Below are 14,839 nucleotides of genomic sequence, written 5' to 3' on the forward strand. Positions count from 1 at the left end.
TCTCTACTCTGGGGGGGTGACTCCCCGCCTCCTCCGGCTCCCGGCCTCTGGCCGGCTCCTGGTTGCCACCGACATTCAGGGCAACCTGCGCGACTTCCTGCGCATGCTGGAGCTCTTCGAGGCGTCGCCGGAGCGCAGTGTGCTCGTCTTCACCGGGGATCTGGTGCATGGGCCGGACGAGCACACCGAGCAGGACTGGCCGGACTTCCTGGGCACGCCCTACCGCGACGAGTCTCCCGAGGTGGTGCGGGCCTTCCTCGAGGCGGAGGCGCGCTACCCCGGACGGGTCTACTGCCTGATGGGCAACCATGAGCACGCGCACGTGGGGGGCCCTCGCACCGCCAAGTTCCACGACGACGAGGCCCAGGTCCTGGAGGAGCGGATGGGGCCCGGGCCCACGGGGGCCATGCGCACGCTGTTTGCCCGGATGCCGCTGGTGGCGGTGGCCCCCAACGGCGTGGTGCTGCTGCACGCCGCTCCGGCCGCCCACCTCGAGCGCATCGAGGATCTGGAGAACGTGCAGCTCGATGGCTACACCCAGTCGGGCATCGACGACTTCTTCCACGCCTCCGTGCTGGGGCCCATCCTGTGGAGCCGCATGGCGCGGCCAGAGCAGGCCCGCGCCTTCCTCTCCGTGTTTGGCGGTCGCATCGCCATCTACGGACACGACGTGGTGCGCGAGGGCTATGAGCGCGTCGGCGCCGAGCAGCTGTGCGTCTCCACCAGCTTCGCGCTCTTCGATCAGGACAAGACGTACGTGGAGCTGGACCTCGCCCGGGTGTATCCGGACGTCCAGTCCCTGCGCGAGGGTGTCGAGCTGAAGAAGCTCTACACCTGACGGCGCCAGGCCGGCGCCTCTGCGCTCCCCGAGGGGATGAAGCCGTACGGGTCCGTCTTGCGCTGCGGCTCGAGCTCGCCCAGGGACGGGGCGATGCGGATCAACCCCGTGGCCAGCAGCCGGTGTACCGAGCGCGACGCGGCCGCCTCCCCCATGGCCGCGGTGCGCAGCGCCTGGCGGATGCTCGCGCTGCCCCGCAGCTTCGAATACAGGTACAGGTCATCCGCCGTGAGCGACACCGGCAGCGGGCGGGGCAGGGGCTCGAAGAGCAGCCGCCCATCCAGCGAGAACAGCTCGTCACAGACGGCCAGCGTCAGCGCCACCTCCGCCGCGCGGTACAGCGCGTGCGCCTCCGGCAGCGGGCCGCGCTCCAGCACCTGCTCCGTCACCGCCAGCGCGTGGTCGTACCGGCCCTCCTGCATGAAGCGCCGGGCCGCCTCCATCAGATCCGCCACCTGGGTGGCCTCGCCCACCGTGGGTCCCCGGGTCCGCTGCGGCGAGAGCGCTCCGCGCCGGTACAGGTGCATCAGCCGCCGCGCCACGAAGATCCGGGGCTCCTTGCCCGAGGCCAGCAGCTCCGCCAGCGTGGCGCCCGCGTCGGCGCGCTTCATCAGCACCGACTCCTCCTCGGAGAAGCGCCCGCCCGCGTGCTCGCGGAAGACCCGGAACGTGGCGTCCACGCCCGGGAAGACATCTCGGAACACCTTCCACTCGCGCCGCCGCGCCAGCGCGTCCCGGTGCAGCCCCGACAGCGGCATCTTCAGCGCCACCGCCTGCTCCAGCGAGGGCAGCTGCAGGGTGAACTCCACCTCGCCCGAGTCCCAGTTGTAACAGTCGAAGAAGGCCTCGCGCGCCTTGTACTCCAGCGCCTCCACCATGCGCGGCAGCTCCACGAACTGCTGGTGTACCAGGAAGGCCCCGTAGGGCACCTTCGCCACCTCCGCCGCCTCGAAGGCCAGCGCCGCCCGGGGCGCGTCCAGGATGCCCAGGTCCACCAGCACCTGCCCCAGGTGCTCGCTGGGCGTATTGGAGCCCTCGCCCACCAGGAAGCCGCCTCGGAAGAAGAAGTAGCGAACCACCGGGCCGCGCTCCACGCGCAGCGTGCCCTCCGCGCGACGCGAGAGCAGCACGGGGACCACCACCTCCATGGCGTAGTGGCTGAGGCTGCCCTTGAAATGCTCCATTGGTGTCTCTCCCGGTGCCTGCGGGCGCTCGCTTGCTGTCCCGACACGCTAATGGAGCCTGGGGGGTTCCTCAAGCTGTTGATTTTACTGGCAATTTCCGAGGCTGTTACAAAGTTCCAGCTTGGAGCCGCGCGTGTCGCCGGGGTACGAGCGGGTTACTGGGAAAGCGGTTTGCGCGGACGCGGAAAAGCTGGTTGCAGGGGAGGGGCGGGTGTGCGAACGAGGGCCCTCCTTTAGAGCGAAGGACCTCATCGCATGCGGATTCTCTCGGGCGTGCAGTCCTCGGGCCGGCTGCACATCGGCAACTACTACGGCGCCATTCGCCAGTTCATCCAGCTGCAAACAGAGGGCGAGGCCTTCTACTTCATCGCCAACTACCACGCGCTCACCACCGTGCGGGATGCGAAGCTGGCGCAGGAGCTGACGCGCGAGGCGGCCATCTCCTACGTGGCGCTGGGGTTGGATCCCGCGCGCGCGGTGCTCTTCCGGCAGAGCGATGTGCGCGAGGTGCTGGAGCTCTACTGGATCCTCGGCACCCTGGTGCCGCAGGCGAACCTGGAGCGGGCGCACAGCTACAAGGACAAGATCGCCAAGGGCATCAGCCCGGACTTCGGGCTGTTCGCCTACCCGGTGCTGATGGCGGCCGACATCCTCCTGTACAGCACCGACTTCGTGCCGGTGGGCAAGGATCAGGTCCAGCACATCGAGTTCGCCCGCGACTGGGCGGTGAAGTTCAACGTCACCTACGTGCCCGGCTACGACCCGGCCGATCCCGACGGCAAGGAGAAGGGGCACGCGCCCGGAATCCTCCGGCTGCCGGCGGCCCGGGTGCAGGAGAGCACCGCCGTGGTGCCCGGCATCGACGGGCAGAAGATGTCCAAGTCCTACGGCAACACCATCGACATCTTCGGAGACGAGAAGGAGCTCAAGAAGCGCTTCATGAGCATCAAGACGGACTCCACGCCCGTGGAGGCGCCCAAGCCCACCGAGAACGCTCCGCTGTACGACTTGCTCAAGGTGATGCTGCCCGAGTCCGAGTTCGCCCAGGCGGACGCCACCTGGCGCGCGGGCGGCAAGGGCTACGGCGATTACAAGAAGCTGCTGCTGGAGGCCTTCCACACCACGTTCGGGCCCGCGCGAAAGCGCCGCGCGGAGCTGCTGGCCGACCCGGGCGAGCTGGAGCGAATCCTTCAGGACGGAGCCCGGCGGGCCCGCGAGGCGGCCTCTCCGGTGATGGAGCGCGTGCGCCGCGCGGTGGGGCTCTCCTGACCCGCCGAATGTTTGACCCCCCTGAAGGGCACTGCTAAGGGGTAGGCCTTGATGTGCCCGAAGGACGTCCGGTGAACGAGGACCCCCGCTCGCCGCCCGAGGAGGGCTCCAGCGATGGCGAGGTGCCCCGTTCTCCTGGGGACGCCTTCCGTATTGCCCTGCCCAATTTCGAGGGCCCGCTCGACCTGCTGCTGCACCTCATCCGCGAGCACCGGGTCGACATCTTCGACATCCCCATCGCGCTCATCGTCGGCAAGTACCTGGAGTACCTGGAGCGGATGCGGGAGCTGAACCTGGACATCGCCGGAGAGTTCCTGGTGATGGCCTCCACGCTGGCCCACCTCAAGAGCCGCATGCTGCTGCCGCGCCAGGACGCCGCCGCGCCGGTGGAGGGCGGGGAGCTGGCGGTGGAGGAGGCGGGAGACCCGCGCGCCGAGCTGGTGCGCCGGCTGCTGGAGTATCAGAAGTACAAGGACGCCGCCGAGCAGCTGGCCCGCCAGGACCTGCTCGAGCGCGATGTGTTCCCGCGCCGGGTGCCGGTGGAGGCCGTGCCCATCCCCGAGGAGGAGGTGGGCCTGCAGGAGTTCTCGGTCCTCAAGCTGATCGAAGCGCTGGACCGGGTACTGGAGCGCCTGGCTCCCAAGCCGCAGCACGAGGTGGTGCGCGAGCGCCTCAGCCTCGGCGAGGCCACCTTGCGAGTCGTCGAGCGCCTGCGTGGCCAGCCGCAAGTGGTCTTCGAGAACTTGTTCACCGAGGCCACCACGCGGCAGGAGATCGTGATCACCTTCCTGGCGATCCTGGAGATGGTGAAGCGGCGCCTCATCCGGGTCCACCAGGAAGAGCCCTTGAAGGAAATCATCCTCACGCCCAACGGCGACGCCTTGGAGCGGCTGGTCCCCACGGAGGTGGACGAGAGTGACTACCGGTAGCGACCCGACGGACACCCCCGAAGGCACCGAGGCGGCGGACGAGGCCCCGGCCCCTGGCACGCCCGGAGGCCCGGGCCCCTTCTCCGAGGAGGAGATCGCCGCCGTCACCGGCCCGGGCGGCGAGAACGAGCTGGACGAGGTGGAGGCCGCCGCCATCGAGGAGGACTCCGGGCCGGATCTGGAGACCTCGTTCGAGAAGCTCGTCTCCAAGAGCCGCAAGCTGTCCGAGGATCGCATCCGCACGGTGCTCCAGAGCGTGCTCTTCGTGGCGGACAAGCCGCTCACGGTGGACCAGCTCTACGAGTCCACCGGCATCGATCGCGAGCTGATCCTCCAGGCGCTCAACCAGATCTCCGGCATGCACCGCGATGGCATCAACGGCATCGTCCTGCACGAGGTGGCCGGCGGGTGGCAGTTCCGCACGGATCCGCACTCGGCCGAGTACGTGCGGCGCTACCTGCGCGTGAAGCCCCAGCGGCTCACCCGGGCCGCCGTGGAGACGTTGGCCATCATCGCCTACCGCCAGCCGGTGACCCGGCCCGAGGTGGAGGAGATCCGCGGCGTGGACTGCGGCGCCGTCATCAAGGCGCTGATGGACCGCAAGCTGGTGAAGATCCTCGGCAAGAAGGAAGAGGTGGGCCGGCCCATCCTCTATGGCACCACGCGGGAGTTCCTCGAGTTCTTCGCGCTCAAGGACCTGTCCGCCCTGCCCACGCTGCGTGAGTTCCACGAGCTGACGCAGGAGCACCAGGAGATCGTAGAGAAGGAGAATGTCGTGGCGCCGAAGGCCGCCGGCACCGTGGAGGCCCTGTCGGACCCGGGCTTCCAGAAGCGGCTGGACAAGAACGCGGCGGCGAGCGAAGCCGCGCTGGAAGACCTGGAGGAGGCCATGGCCGCGGCCGATCGCACCCAGAAGTCCGCCTCCACTGTATTGACGACGAACACGTCCCCGCAGACGCCCGAAGCCGGCGCCGCGGGGCCCAAGCCCGAGTGACGGGCATTGAAGAAGGCATTGCATGGCTGCTGAACGACTGCAGAAGTACCTGGCCCGAGCGGGTGTTGCCTCGCGCCGACACGCCGAGGAGCTCATCACCGCGGGCCGCGTCACGGTGAACAACGAGAAGGTGACCGAGCTGGGCAGCCGGGTGGATCCGGAGAAGGACCTGGTGGCGGTGGACGGGCAGCACGTGGCCCCGCCGGAGACCTCCTCTTATTACCTGCTCTACAAGCCGGCCGGCGTGGTGACGACGCTGTCGGATCCGCAGGGCCGCCCCACGGTGGCCAGCTACGTGGAGAGCGCCGACAAGCGGCTCTTCCCGGTGGGCCGGTTGGACTACGACGCCGAGGGGGCGCTGCTCTTCACGGATGATGGGGCGCTGGCCCACAAGCTCACGCACCCCAGCTTCCAGGTGCCGCGCACGTACCTGGCCAAGGTGAAGGGCTCGCCGGACACGGCGACCCTGGACAAGCTGCGCGGCGGCGTGCGGCTCGAGGACGGCATGGCCACCCCGCTGTCGGTGGACGTGTTCGAGCAGGCCGAGCGCAACACGTGGCTGAAGATCGTCGTCGCCGAGGGGCGGCCGCACCTCATCAAGCGCCTGTGCGCGGCGGTGGGGCACCCGGTGGTGCGCCTGTACCGGCCGGCCTACGCGGGCGTGGGCGTGGGCGGGCTGCGGCCGGGCGAGCTGCGGCCGCTCACGAACACCGAGGTGCGTCTGCTCCAGGACGTGGCGGAGGCCCGGACGGCGCCTCCCGAGGGAGAGCTGGGCCTGCCTCCGCGGCGGCACGGGCGCTCCGCGCCGGGCTTCACCTCGGACGATGACAGCGAGGATTTCGATCTGGAGGAGGCGCGGACCGCGCCCCCTGCGCCTCGGCCGGAGGCGGGTGGTCGCAAGCCGCGTGCTGGCACGGCGGAGCGTCCCGAGCGCAAGGCTCCGGGGCGGGCGCGGACGGAGGGAGGCACGGGGTTGGCTCGTTTCGATCGCACGCGCGGGGCAGAGGAGGGCGGAGAGCGGCCCCGTCGCAAGGCGTGGGGCGAGGAGGGTGGCCGTCCCGAGCGCAAGGAGTGGAAGCCTCGGGCCGAGGGCGCCGGTCGTCCCGAGCGCAAGGCATGGTCTCCTCGTGGCGAGGGGGCCGGTCGCCCGGAGCGCAAGGAGTGGAAGCCCCGTGGCGAGGGGGCGGGTCGCCCCGAGCGCAAGGAGTGGACGCCCCGTGGCGAAGAGGGCGGTCGTCCCGAGCGCCGGGAGTGGAAGCCTCGGGCCGAAGGCGCGGGGCGCCCGGAGCGTAAGGCGTGGTCTCCTCGTGGCGAGGGCGCGGGTCGTCCGGAGCGCAAGGAGTGGAAGCCTCGCGGAGAGGGCGCCGGTCGCCCCGAGCGCAAGGAGTGGAAGCCCCGTGGCGAGGGAGCAGGCCGTCCCGAGCGCAAGGCATGGGCACCGCGCGGTGAAGGCGCTGACCGCCCGGAGCGCAAGGAGTGGAAGCCTCGTGGCGAGGGGGCGGGTCGCCCGGAGCGCAAGGAGTGGAAGCCCCGGGGTGAAGAGGGCGTTCGTCCCGAGCGCCGGGAGTGGAAGCCTCGTGGCGAGGGCGCGGGCCGCCCGGAGCGCAAGGCGTGGTCTCCTCGTGGCGAGGGCGCCGGTCGTCCGGAGCGCAAGGAGTGGAAGCCTCGCGGAGAGGGCGCCGGTCGCCCGGAGCGCAAGACGTGGGCACCTCGTGGCGAGGGCGAGGGCCGTCCCGAGCGCAAGGAGTGGAAGCCTCGCGGCGAGGGCGCCGGTCGCCCCGAGCGCAAGGCGTGGGCACCCCGTGGCGAGGGCGCCGGTCGCCCGGAGCGGCGGGATACGCGTCGTCCCTCCCGCTTCGGCGGTGCGGGCGAAGGCGCTCGGCCCGAGCGCCGGGGGGCGCGTCCGGAGGGTGGCTCGGAGGGCGGCAGCGGCTTCGTCGACTGGCGCAAGCGCAAGAAGAGCGAGCCGGGCACCTCCTGGAATTCGGAGCGCCCGGGGTCTGGCGGGGCTCGGGGCCCTCGCAAGCCCGCCGGCCCTCGCCGGCCGCGCTAACGCGTGACGGTGCGGCGTCCGGCACGGGGGCTGATATAACCGGACGCCTCCCCACCGTTTCCCTCCCGGAGTGCGATGAGAACCGGCGTTCGCCCCCTTTTCGTCGTCCTGTCCCTCGTGCTGGTAGCTGGGTGCCAGGGCAACCGTGATCAGCTCCTCGCAGACCTCCAGAGCCCTCGGCCGGAGGTCCGCGCCCAGGCCGTGAAGGCCCTGGCCAAACAGGGCAACGCGGACGATCTGGTCCTCTTCACCCGCGCCGCCAAGGACATGGCCTCCATCGTCCGAGGCGAGGCCGCCGAGGCCCTGGGCGAGAGCCAGGATCCCCGCGTGGTGGATCTGCTGGGCGAGCTGCTCGAGGACCAGGACGAGGACGTCCAGGGCCGCGCTGCCATGGCCCTCTCCAAGGTCAAGAACGACAAGGCCAAGGCGTACCTCACCCTCCAGTACGGGCGCCGGAGCCGCAACACGCGCCAGGTCATCGTCCAGGCCCTCAAGTCCGCCAACGTGCCGGGCGCCATGGCCGAGGTGGTGGCCGCCGAGTCCAAGGCGATCTGGGATCGCAACCTGCTCACCCTCAACGAGGGCACGCTCCCCGAGCGTGTGGGCGCCGCGGAGGAGCTGGGCAAGAGCGGACGCTCCGAGGCCGTCAACCGCCTGTTGCCGCTGGTGCGCGACAGCCAGGTCATCCTCGCCGCCGCCGCCGTGCGCGGCCTGGGAGACGCGGGCGATCGCCGCGCCGTGGCCGCCATCGCGCCGCTGCTCGATGAGAGCTTCCCCGAGCTGCGCGAGGCCTCCATTGGCGCGCTGCGCAAGCTGCAGGATCCCTCCTCGGTGCAGCGCCTGCTGGCCGTCGCGATGGAGAAGAGCCCGGTGAGCTCGCTGGCGGCCGACGCCATCGCCGCCCTGCCGCGCTCGCCGGAGACGGACGCGGCCCTGTGCAACGTCGCCCTGGAGGGAGCCCGCAACGAGGCCCTCTCCGCGGCCCGCGCGATGCGCTCGCGCAACGGGTGCCCCGTGGAGCAGATCGCCGAGCGCCTCACCCGCCCGGCCAGTGTCGAGAACGGCCTGCGGGCGGTGATCGGCCTGGGCCCCGTGGCGCAGGCGGCGCTGCCCAAGGTGCTGCCGCTGCTCGCCTCGCCGGACGTGGGCCAGCGCATGCTCGCGGTGGAGGCCGTGGCGGCCATTGGAGATGCCTCGGCCGCCCCGGCGGTGCAGAAGCTCTATGAGCAGGAGCTCAAGGCCACCGAGCCGTTGCGTCAGGACTGGGTGAGCGCGCCGCTGCCCAAGACGTACGGCGCGGGGCTCGATCCCTCCGCTCCGGTGGAGGAGCGTCACAAGCACTCGCACTCGGACCCAGAGGACGGCCGGGGCGCCAAGTACAACCAGCTCTTCGATCGGGTCCGGAGCCTCAACGCCCAGCGCGCCCGGGAGGCGGGCCGGGTGCAGGTGGAGGCGCGCGTGCCCTCGGAGCTGTATGAGGACGTGGAGCCGGCGAAGCTCGAGCCGCTCGCCGCCGTGCTGCGTGCGCTGGGCACGCTCAAGGCGCCGGGAGCGCTCGAGCTGCTCAAGGGCTACGCGGGTGACTCCAGCGTCACGTTGCGCACCGCGGCCCTGGTGGGGCTGGCGCGGCTGGGGCCCGAGGGCGTGGAGGCCGCCAAGGGCGGCATGTTCGAGTCCGAGCGAGACTTGCAGAAGGCGCTGGCCCAGGCGCTGGCGGAGCAGGGTGAGGCCGGGCAGTTGGCGCTCGTGGCGCTGCTGCCTCAGTTCTCCAGCGAGAAGCTGGTGCTGCTCGACGCGCTGGATCGCTTCGGGGCGCCGGCCTCGGCCTCGGAGGCGCTGCGGACCGTGGTGGGCGAGGGCGGAGCGGAGGCGGCGCTGGCGGCCAACGTGCTCGGCCGGCTCAAGGCGCGCGACGCGGTGGACACGCTCCTCAAGGCGCTGGGGGAGCCCGCCAGCGTGGCGCGGCGCGAGGTGCTGCTGGCGCTGGGGGAGATCGGCGACACCAAGGCCGCGGAGGCGGTGGCCCGGGACCTGTACCACGACCTGCCGGATATCCGGGCCGCGGCGGCCACGGCGCTGAGCCGGATCGGCACCGCCTCCCAGACCGAGGCGCTGGACGCGCTCAAGAGCGACTATTATCGGCGGGTCCGCGAGGCGGCCGGCGCGGCGCTGGCCAAGAGTGGCACCGCGACGGAGGGGGCACGCTGATATGGAGCTGCGCAAGCTCAGGGACAAGGCCACCGAAGCCTTCGCCAAGGGCCGCTTCTCCAAAGCCGCGGAGTTCTATGAGGAGTACTGCAAGGCGGAGCCCAAGGACTACCAGGCCCGCCTGCGCATGGGGGACGCGTGGGTCAAGGCGGGGCAGAAGGACCGCGCCATCTCGTCCTATCAGTTCGCCGCCGAGGGCTTCGCGCGCGAGGGCTTCCTGCCGCGCGCCATCGCCGCCAGCAAGCTGATCCTCGAGCTGGATCCGGCCCACCGGGGCGTCCAGCAGATGTTGGCGGACCTGTACGCGCGCAAGAGCTCGGGTGATTCGCTGCCGCCGCAGCGGGTCCAGAAGCCTGGGCGCAAGGTGGAGCTGCCCTCCTTCACCGAGAACATGGGCGTCTCGATGGGGCCGGGCGTGGCGCTGATCGAGCTGCCCGAGGAGGATGAGCCGGAAGTGCCTCCTCGGAAGCAGGCGCCCACTCCGCCGCCGCCTCTGCATGCGCCGCTGGAGGTCTCCGACGAAGAGGAGGAGATCGCCGTTGTGCAGGGCGTTCCGGTGCCTCCTGCCGCCGAGCCTACCGCCCCCGTGGCAGCGCCTCCGTCGGCGCCCGCGCAGGTTCGCGCCCAGCCGCCGCCCTCTCCGGAGCCCACGCGGCCCTCGGGGAGCTTCTCGCCTCCTGGCCTTGCCCCCCGTGGCACCGCGCGGCCTTCCACCTCCACTCCGACCGTGCCCGTGGAGCCTCCTCGCCCGGCGGCGCCTCCGACGCCCGCGGTGGCTCCGCCCGTCCAGGCGAGCCCGGCTGCTCCTGCTTCGCGGGATGAGACGGCCCTCGAGGTGGATGTGGGGCTCGGGCCGAAGAAGCACGCCTGGGCCGCCCTGAGCGAGCCGCTGATCTCTGGCGCCTCCTCCTCGGTGGGTGAGGCATCCCGTTCGGTTTCTCCGACCGCGCTTCCCAGCTCCGCGCCTCCAGGCCTCCGCCTGCGCCGTTCCTCGGACGGGGGAGCGGACATGGTGCTCACGCCAACCCCGGGACAGTCGGCGGTGAAGACACCGGCGGCCCCCTCCGCGTTCACGGAGCTGAACCTGGAGGAGGACACGCTGCTGCACGCGGTGGAAGAGGCCGCGCTCGCGGGCATGAAGCAACGCGCCGCCGATGCCAGTGCGAGCGGCGCGCCTTCGCGGGCAGAGGAAGAAGAGGCCCCCCTCACCCTCGCGGAAGAGGTCTCCGAGGAGGAGCCCTCGGTGGACGCGCTGCCGAACATCCCTCTCTTCTCGGATCTGCCCCGGGAGGCCTTCATCGAGCTCTTCGAGCGCTGCCCGCTGCGGCGCTTCTCGCAGGCCCAGCGCGTCTTCGAGCAGGGCAGCCGGGGGGACGCCTTCTACGTTATCTGCGAGGGCAGCGTGCGCGTCTTCCGGCAGGAGGGCGCGCAGCGCAAGGAGATCGCCACCCTGGGCAGCGGCGCCTTCTTCGGAGAGATGGCCCTGCTGTCGGGCTCGCCGCGCATGGCCGCGGTGGAGAGCGCCTCGGAGGACACGCAGCTCCTGGAGATCTCCGCCCCGGTGCTCTCGGAGCTGTCGCTGCGCTACCCGCAGGTGGCCCGGGCGCTCCGGAAGTTCTGCCGCGATCGGCTGCTGTCCAACGTGATGGGGACTTCGGCGCTGTTCCAGCCCTTCGGGCGCAAGGATCGGCGCACGCTGGTGGAGAAGTTCCGCGCCCGCGAGGTGAAGAAGAACGAGGTCATCATCCACGAGGGAGATCGGGTGGATGGGCTGTACGTGGTGCTCTCCGGAGAGGTGGAGGCGCGCAAGGGCGACCAGGTGCTCTCGCGCCTGAAGGAGGGAGAGCTCTTCGGGGAGATCTCCCTGCTCCAGAAGACGCCGGCCACCGCCACGGTGTTGGCCATCCGGCGCACGTCGCTGCTGCGGCTGCCGCGCGAGGACTTCGACGCGCTGATCCTCAGCCACCCGCAGATCCTCGTGCTCATCTCGGAGCTGTCCGAGCAGCGCCTGCGGCGGACCGAGGCGCTGACGGGAGAACCGGTGATGGAGCTGTCGCCGGAGGAGCTGCTCGTCTGAGCCTGGCGTCAGCCCTGGCGGGCCGCCGCGCGTGAGCGCCGGCCCGTCCGCAGCATCAGCCACGCCAGCCCCCAGGCCACGAGCGCAGTAGAGCCTCCGGCCGTGCTGCAGCCCATGGCGGGCACCTCGGGAGCATCGACCACTGCCAGGGGCGCCGCGGCGGCCACCGTATCGTCCTGGCCGGAGTTCGGTGTGGGCTCCACCGAGAGCGGAGCGAACGTGCCTGCCCGAACGCTGTGGTTGGCCACCGAGTAGTCGTTGTCCTGTCCGCTCTTGAGCGAGACCTGGCCGAGGTCATCGGTCAGCGGCGCGTCGGAGCGGAAGGCGTAGTTGTTGGCGATGAGGATCTCCGCGCCGCCGGGAGGCCGCACCCAGACGCTGTACCTCCTGGCGGCCATGTCCGCCACGATGCGCACGTGGTAGGTGGTGTTGACCGCATAGAACACCCGGGTGACGGCGGAGTAGCCAGGGCCGTTGTACACCTCGAAGTAGCCGCTCGGGTGCAAATGCACGATCATCGCCAGGTCCGAGCGGAGCGTGACCGTGGTGGAGCTGTCGGCGTAGCCGATGACGCCATCGATCGAGGGGCGCAGCGGCTGCACATCGAACTCGACGGTCCGCATGCCGGTGTTGCCGGTGCCCAGCCGGTGGATGCTCGCGAAGAAGCCCTGGCGCGAGAACCAGGTCTCGGTCGCCGCGCCCCGCACCGTGTGGTTGGCGACCCGGAACTCGTTGTCCACGAAGCCGCTCTTGAGCACCACCTTGCCGAGATCATCGGTCGGCGGCGCGTCGGAGCGGAAGGCGTAGTTGTTCGCGATGAGGATCTCCGCGCCACCGGGAGGCCGCACCCAGACGCTGTACCTCCTGGCGGCCATGTCCGCCGCGATGCGCACGTGGTAGGTGCTGTTGGCCACGTAGGGCACGGAGGTGACGGCGGCGTAGGCGCCACCGTTGCGCACGTCGAAGAAGCCGCTCGAGTTCATGCGCAGCGCCATGGCCAGCCCGGAGAAGGACGTGACCGTGGTGGAGCTGTCGGCGTAGCCGACGACAGCATCGAGCGGAGCGCTCTGGGGCGTCAGATCGAACTCGATCGTCCGCACCCCCGTGTTGCCCGAGCCCAGCTCGCGCACGGCCTCCGCGAAGTTGAAGCGCGAGTACCAGGTGAGAGGGGAGGGAGGCACGGGCTGTTGCTTGAAGCGGCGCAGGGCCTCGATGAAGTAGTAGTCCCCGTAGATGAGGCTCACATCCACCTCCTGGCCCGCGGGGTAGTTCCCCACGCCGTGCAGGAGGATGCCGGGGCTGGTGGTGCCCGAGGCCAGGTAAGCGCTCGAACTGAGCGAGTCGAGCATCCGCGAGGCGGCGTTCCAGTATTGCAGCTGCTTGTTCGCGTCCGGGACGTAGTTGCTCAGCTCCAGCAGCGCCGAGGCGACGATGGCCGCCGAGGACGAGTCCTTCACCTGCTGGCCCGCGGGCGCATCGAAGTCCCAGAAGGGGACGGCGTCGGCGGGCAGCCGGCTCAGGTAGAGGTCGGTCACTCGCTGGGCTGCCGCCAGCATGCGCGGGTCGCGCGTGTACCGGTAGACCATGGTGTAGCCGTACACGGCCCAGGCCTGCCCTCGGGCCCAGGTGGACTCATTCGCGAACCCCTGAAACGTGCCCCGGAAGAGCCGCGTGCCGGTGGCCGGGTCATAGTCCGCCACGTGGTAGGTACTCCCGTTGGAGCGGACGAGATCCGACAAGGTGCGCAACGCGTGGTTGAGCGCCATGTCCCGCCAGCCTGGCTGGCCGCCGTTCTGCGCGCCCCAGAGCAGCAGCTCCAGGTTCATCATCGTGTCGATGACCAGCGGCAGGTGCCAGTTGGGGTTCCAGTCGCAACAGTTGATGATGCCCACGCGTGGGTTGTAGCGGGAGGCCAGCGAGCCGGCGGCCGTCAACAACGTCTGCCGGTAGAGCTCATCCCCCGTTGCCTGGTACGCCGGCTCGAAGCTGAGCTTCATCTTGAAGCCCAGGTCGTGTGTCTGCATGTTGCTCTTCTGGATCTCCAAGGGGCGCGTCCGGGCCTCCGCCTGTGCCCTCCAGGTGGGGTCGCCCGTCAGCTGGTACATGGACCAGAGCGCTCCGGGGAAGAAGCCCTGGGTCCATCCGATCATGTCCGTGGCGGGGATGAGCCTCCAGGTTCCATCGGGCTGTGAGGCCTTCGGGTACTGGTTCGCCGGTACCTGCGCCGTCGTTCGGGCCAGCTGCTGCTGTGCGAAGAGCAGGGCGCGATCCGCCGCTGCTTCATCGAAGGCCCGGGCGGGCCCGGCGACCAGCATGCCGAGCATGACCGCCAGGGTCAGGGCCAAGGTTCTCCCGCTCTCTCCACGCACCATCCGCACGCCTCCTCTTCGAGTGCCGTGCAAGATGGGGCGTGCGAAGCGGGCGACCATTGGCCCCGCGGGTCAGGGGCTTTCGAGCCGCCGAGGGCCCGAGCCTCAGGACTGCGATGAGCCGCGCAGCTTGGAGAAGTACTCCTCGCGCGTGAGAGTGCCGCGCGACTCCAGCACCTCGACCAGGGTGCTCAAGGAGCGGGCCTGGTTGGCCACCATCCGCTCCAGATCGGCCACCTGCTGGGTGAGGGCCTCCACGCGCTGGTGCAGCTCGGCCTCTCGGGGCGAGCTGCTCATGGGCCGCGAGGGCGGGGCGAACTCATAGGTGGGCTCGCTGATCCCGAACTCGTCCGGCTTCGCGGTGGTGTTGCTGGCGCCTCCGTAATAGTGCTTGCGGATGGCGCGCTCGATGGCCGAGGCGCTGCTGACCACCACCTGGATCTTCTGGCCGGTGTGGAAGGCGAGCTCCTGGAGCGCGTCCACGTTGGTGGGGTCCGCGCTGGCCACCGTGAGCACCTTGTGCGTGGTGTCCGCGGCGACGGGGAAGACGGTGTAGCGCTCGGCGAGATCCACCCGGAACATCTGAATGAGGTACTCGGGGGGCGTCTGCGCATCCAGCTCCATGGCGGGGATGTGGAGCTGGCGGGAGAGGGCGTGGACCATGGAGCTCTCGTCCACGAAGCCCATCTGCACCAGGGTATGGCCGAGCTTGCCGCCCCACTTGCGCTGCTCGGCGAGGGCCGTGCGCAGCTGGGTCTCGGTGAGGATGCCGGCGTCCATGAGGATCTCGCCAAGGCGCTTCTTACGGACGGGAGGGGGGCTCACGAGTCGTAAAGTACCAGTCGCTTCGAGGGCTGCAACTCTGGGTCGAAGGGTGGGAATGGAGCCCCGCGCCCCGGCTTGGGGTATGTGTGGGGA

At 70.5% G+C, this 14,839-nt stretch carries 10 protein-coding genes; 7 read left to right on the forward strand and 3 right to left on the reverse strand.

The genetic code is table 11. The annotated features are described in order from the left end of the window. Positions 1-16 precede the first annotated feature (16 nt). Positions 17-838, forward strand: coding sequence for a metallophosphoesterase family protein (locus tag SYV04_RS32130; protein ID WP_321549789.1), 822 nt, complete (start codon positions 17-19; stop codon positions 836-838). Here the strand turns inward: SYV04_RS32130 and SYV04_RS32135 are convergent. Beyond that, positions 829-2,022, reverse strand: a complete 1,194-nt coding sequence (locus tag SYV04_RS32135) for a DUF4388 domain-containing protein (RefSeq protein WP_321549790.1) — start codon at positions 2,020-2,022, stop codon at positions 829-831. The two genes, SYV04_RS32130 and SYV04_RS32135, sit on opposite strands and share 10 nt — an antisense overlap. A 255-nt stretch (positions 2,023-2,277) precedes the next feature. Here SYV04_RS32135 and trpS point away from each other — a divergent pair, with 255 nt between their 5' ends. The 6 genes from trpS to SYV04_RS32165 all read left to right on the forward strand — a co-directional run bounded on the left by trpS (position 2,278) and on the right by SYV04_RS32165 (position 11,552). Then, positions 2,278-3,291: a tryptophan--tRNA ligase gene (gene trpS / locus SYV04_RS32140; RefSeq protein WP_321549791.1), complete on the forward strand. Its 1,014-nt coding sequence runs from the start codon at positions 2,278-2,280 to the stop codon at positions 3,289-3,291. A gap of 71 nt (positions 3,292-3,362) precedes the next feature. Further along, complete coding sequence (locus tag SYV04_RS32145) at positions 3,363-4,220, forward strand: segregation and condensation protein A (RefSeq protein WP_321549792.1); 858 nt, start codon at positions 3,363-3,365, stop codon at positions 4,218-4,220. After that, positions 4,207-5,214, forward strand: a complete 1,008-nt coding sequence (gene scpB / locus SYV04_RS32150) for an SMC-Scp complex subunit ScpB (RefSeq protein WP_321549793.1) — start codon at positions 4,207-4,209, stop codon at positions 5,212-5,214. The genes SYV04_RS32145 and scpB overlap by 14 nt, the downstream gene beginning before the upstream one ends. Before the next feature lie 22 nt (positions 5,215-5,236). Continuing rightward, on the forward strand, positions 5,237-7,267 hold the full coding sequence (locus SYV04_RS32155) for a pseudouridine synthase (protein WP_321549794.1): 2,031 nt from the start codon (positions 5,237-5,239) through the stop codon (positions 7,265-7,267). A 75-nt stretch (positions 7,268-7,342) separates the two neighbouring features. Further along, positions 7,343-9,475, forward strand: a complete 2,133-nt coding sequence (locus SYV04_RS32160; RefSeq protein ID WP_321549795.1) for a HEAT repeat domain-containing protein — start codon at positions 7,343-7,345, stop codon at positions 9,473-9,475. 1 nt (position 9,476) lies between these two features. Continuing rightward, entirely contained in the window at positions 9,477-11,552 is a 2,076-nt protein-coding gene (locus SYV04_RS32165; protein ID WP_321549796.1) for a cyclic nucleotide-binding domain-containing protein, read from the forward strand. Between the two features lie 8 nt (positions 11,553-11,560). Here the strand turns inward: SYV04_RS32165 and SYV04_RS32170 are convergent, their stop codons facing one another. Together SYV04_RS32170 and SYV04_RS32175 are read right to left on the reverse strand one after the other, a co-directional pair. Further along, positions 11,561-13,897, reverse strand: a complete 2,337-nt coding sequence (locus SYV04_RS32170; RefSeq protein ID WP_321549797.1) for a glycoside hydrolase family 88 protein — start codon at positions 13,895-13,897, stop codon at positions 11,561-11,563. Between the two features lie 129 nt (positions 13,898-14,026). Further along, a complete protein-coding gene (locus SYV04_RS32175) occupies positions 14,027-14,701 on the reverse strand; it encodes a GspE/PulE/PilB domain-containing protein (RefSeq protein WP_321549798.1) in 675 nt (224 codons plus the stop codon). Between the last annotated feature and the right edge of the window lie 138 nt (positions 14,702-14,839).

Origin of the sequence: Hyalangium ruber (assembly GCF_034259325.1) — a bacterium.
GTDB classification, from domain to species: domain Bacteria; phylum Myxococcota; class Myxococcia; order Myxococcales; family Myxococcaceae; genus Hyalangium_A; species Hyalangium_A rubrum.

Coding starts and splice junctions, on each gene's coding strand:
- SYV04_RS32160 (WP_321549795.1), top strand. CDS start 7,343: ATGAGAACCGGCGTTCGCCCCCTTTTCGTCGTCCTGTCCCTCGTGCTG.
- SYV04_RS32165 (WP_321549796.1), top strand. CDS start 9,477: ATGGAGCTGCGCAAGCTCAGGGACAAGGCCACCGAAGCCTTCGCCAAG.
- SYV04_RS32135 (WP_321549790.1), bottom strand. CDS start 2,022: ATGGAGCATTTCAAGGGCAGCCTCAGCCACTACGCCATGGAGGTGGTG.
- trpS (WP_321549791.1), top strand. CDS start 2,278: ATGCGGATTCTCTCGGGCGTGCAGTCCTCGGGCCGGCTGCACATCGGC.
- SYV04_RS32175 (WP_321549798.1), bottom strand. CDS start 14,701: ATGGACGCCGGCATCCTCACCGAGACCCAGCTGCGCACGGCCCTCGCC.
- SYV04_RS32155 (WP_321549794.1), top strand. CDS start 5,237: ATGGCTGCTGAACGACTGCAGAAGTACCTGGCCCGAGCGGGTGTTGCC.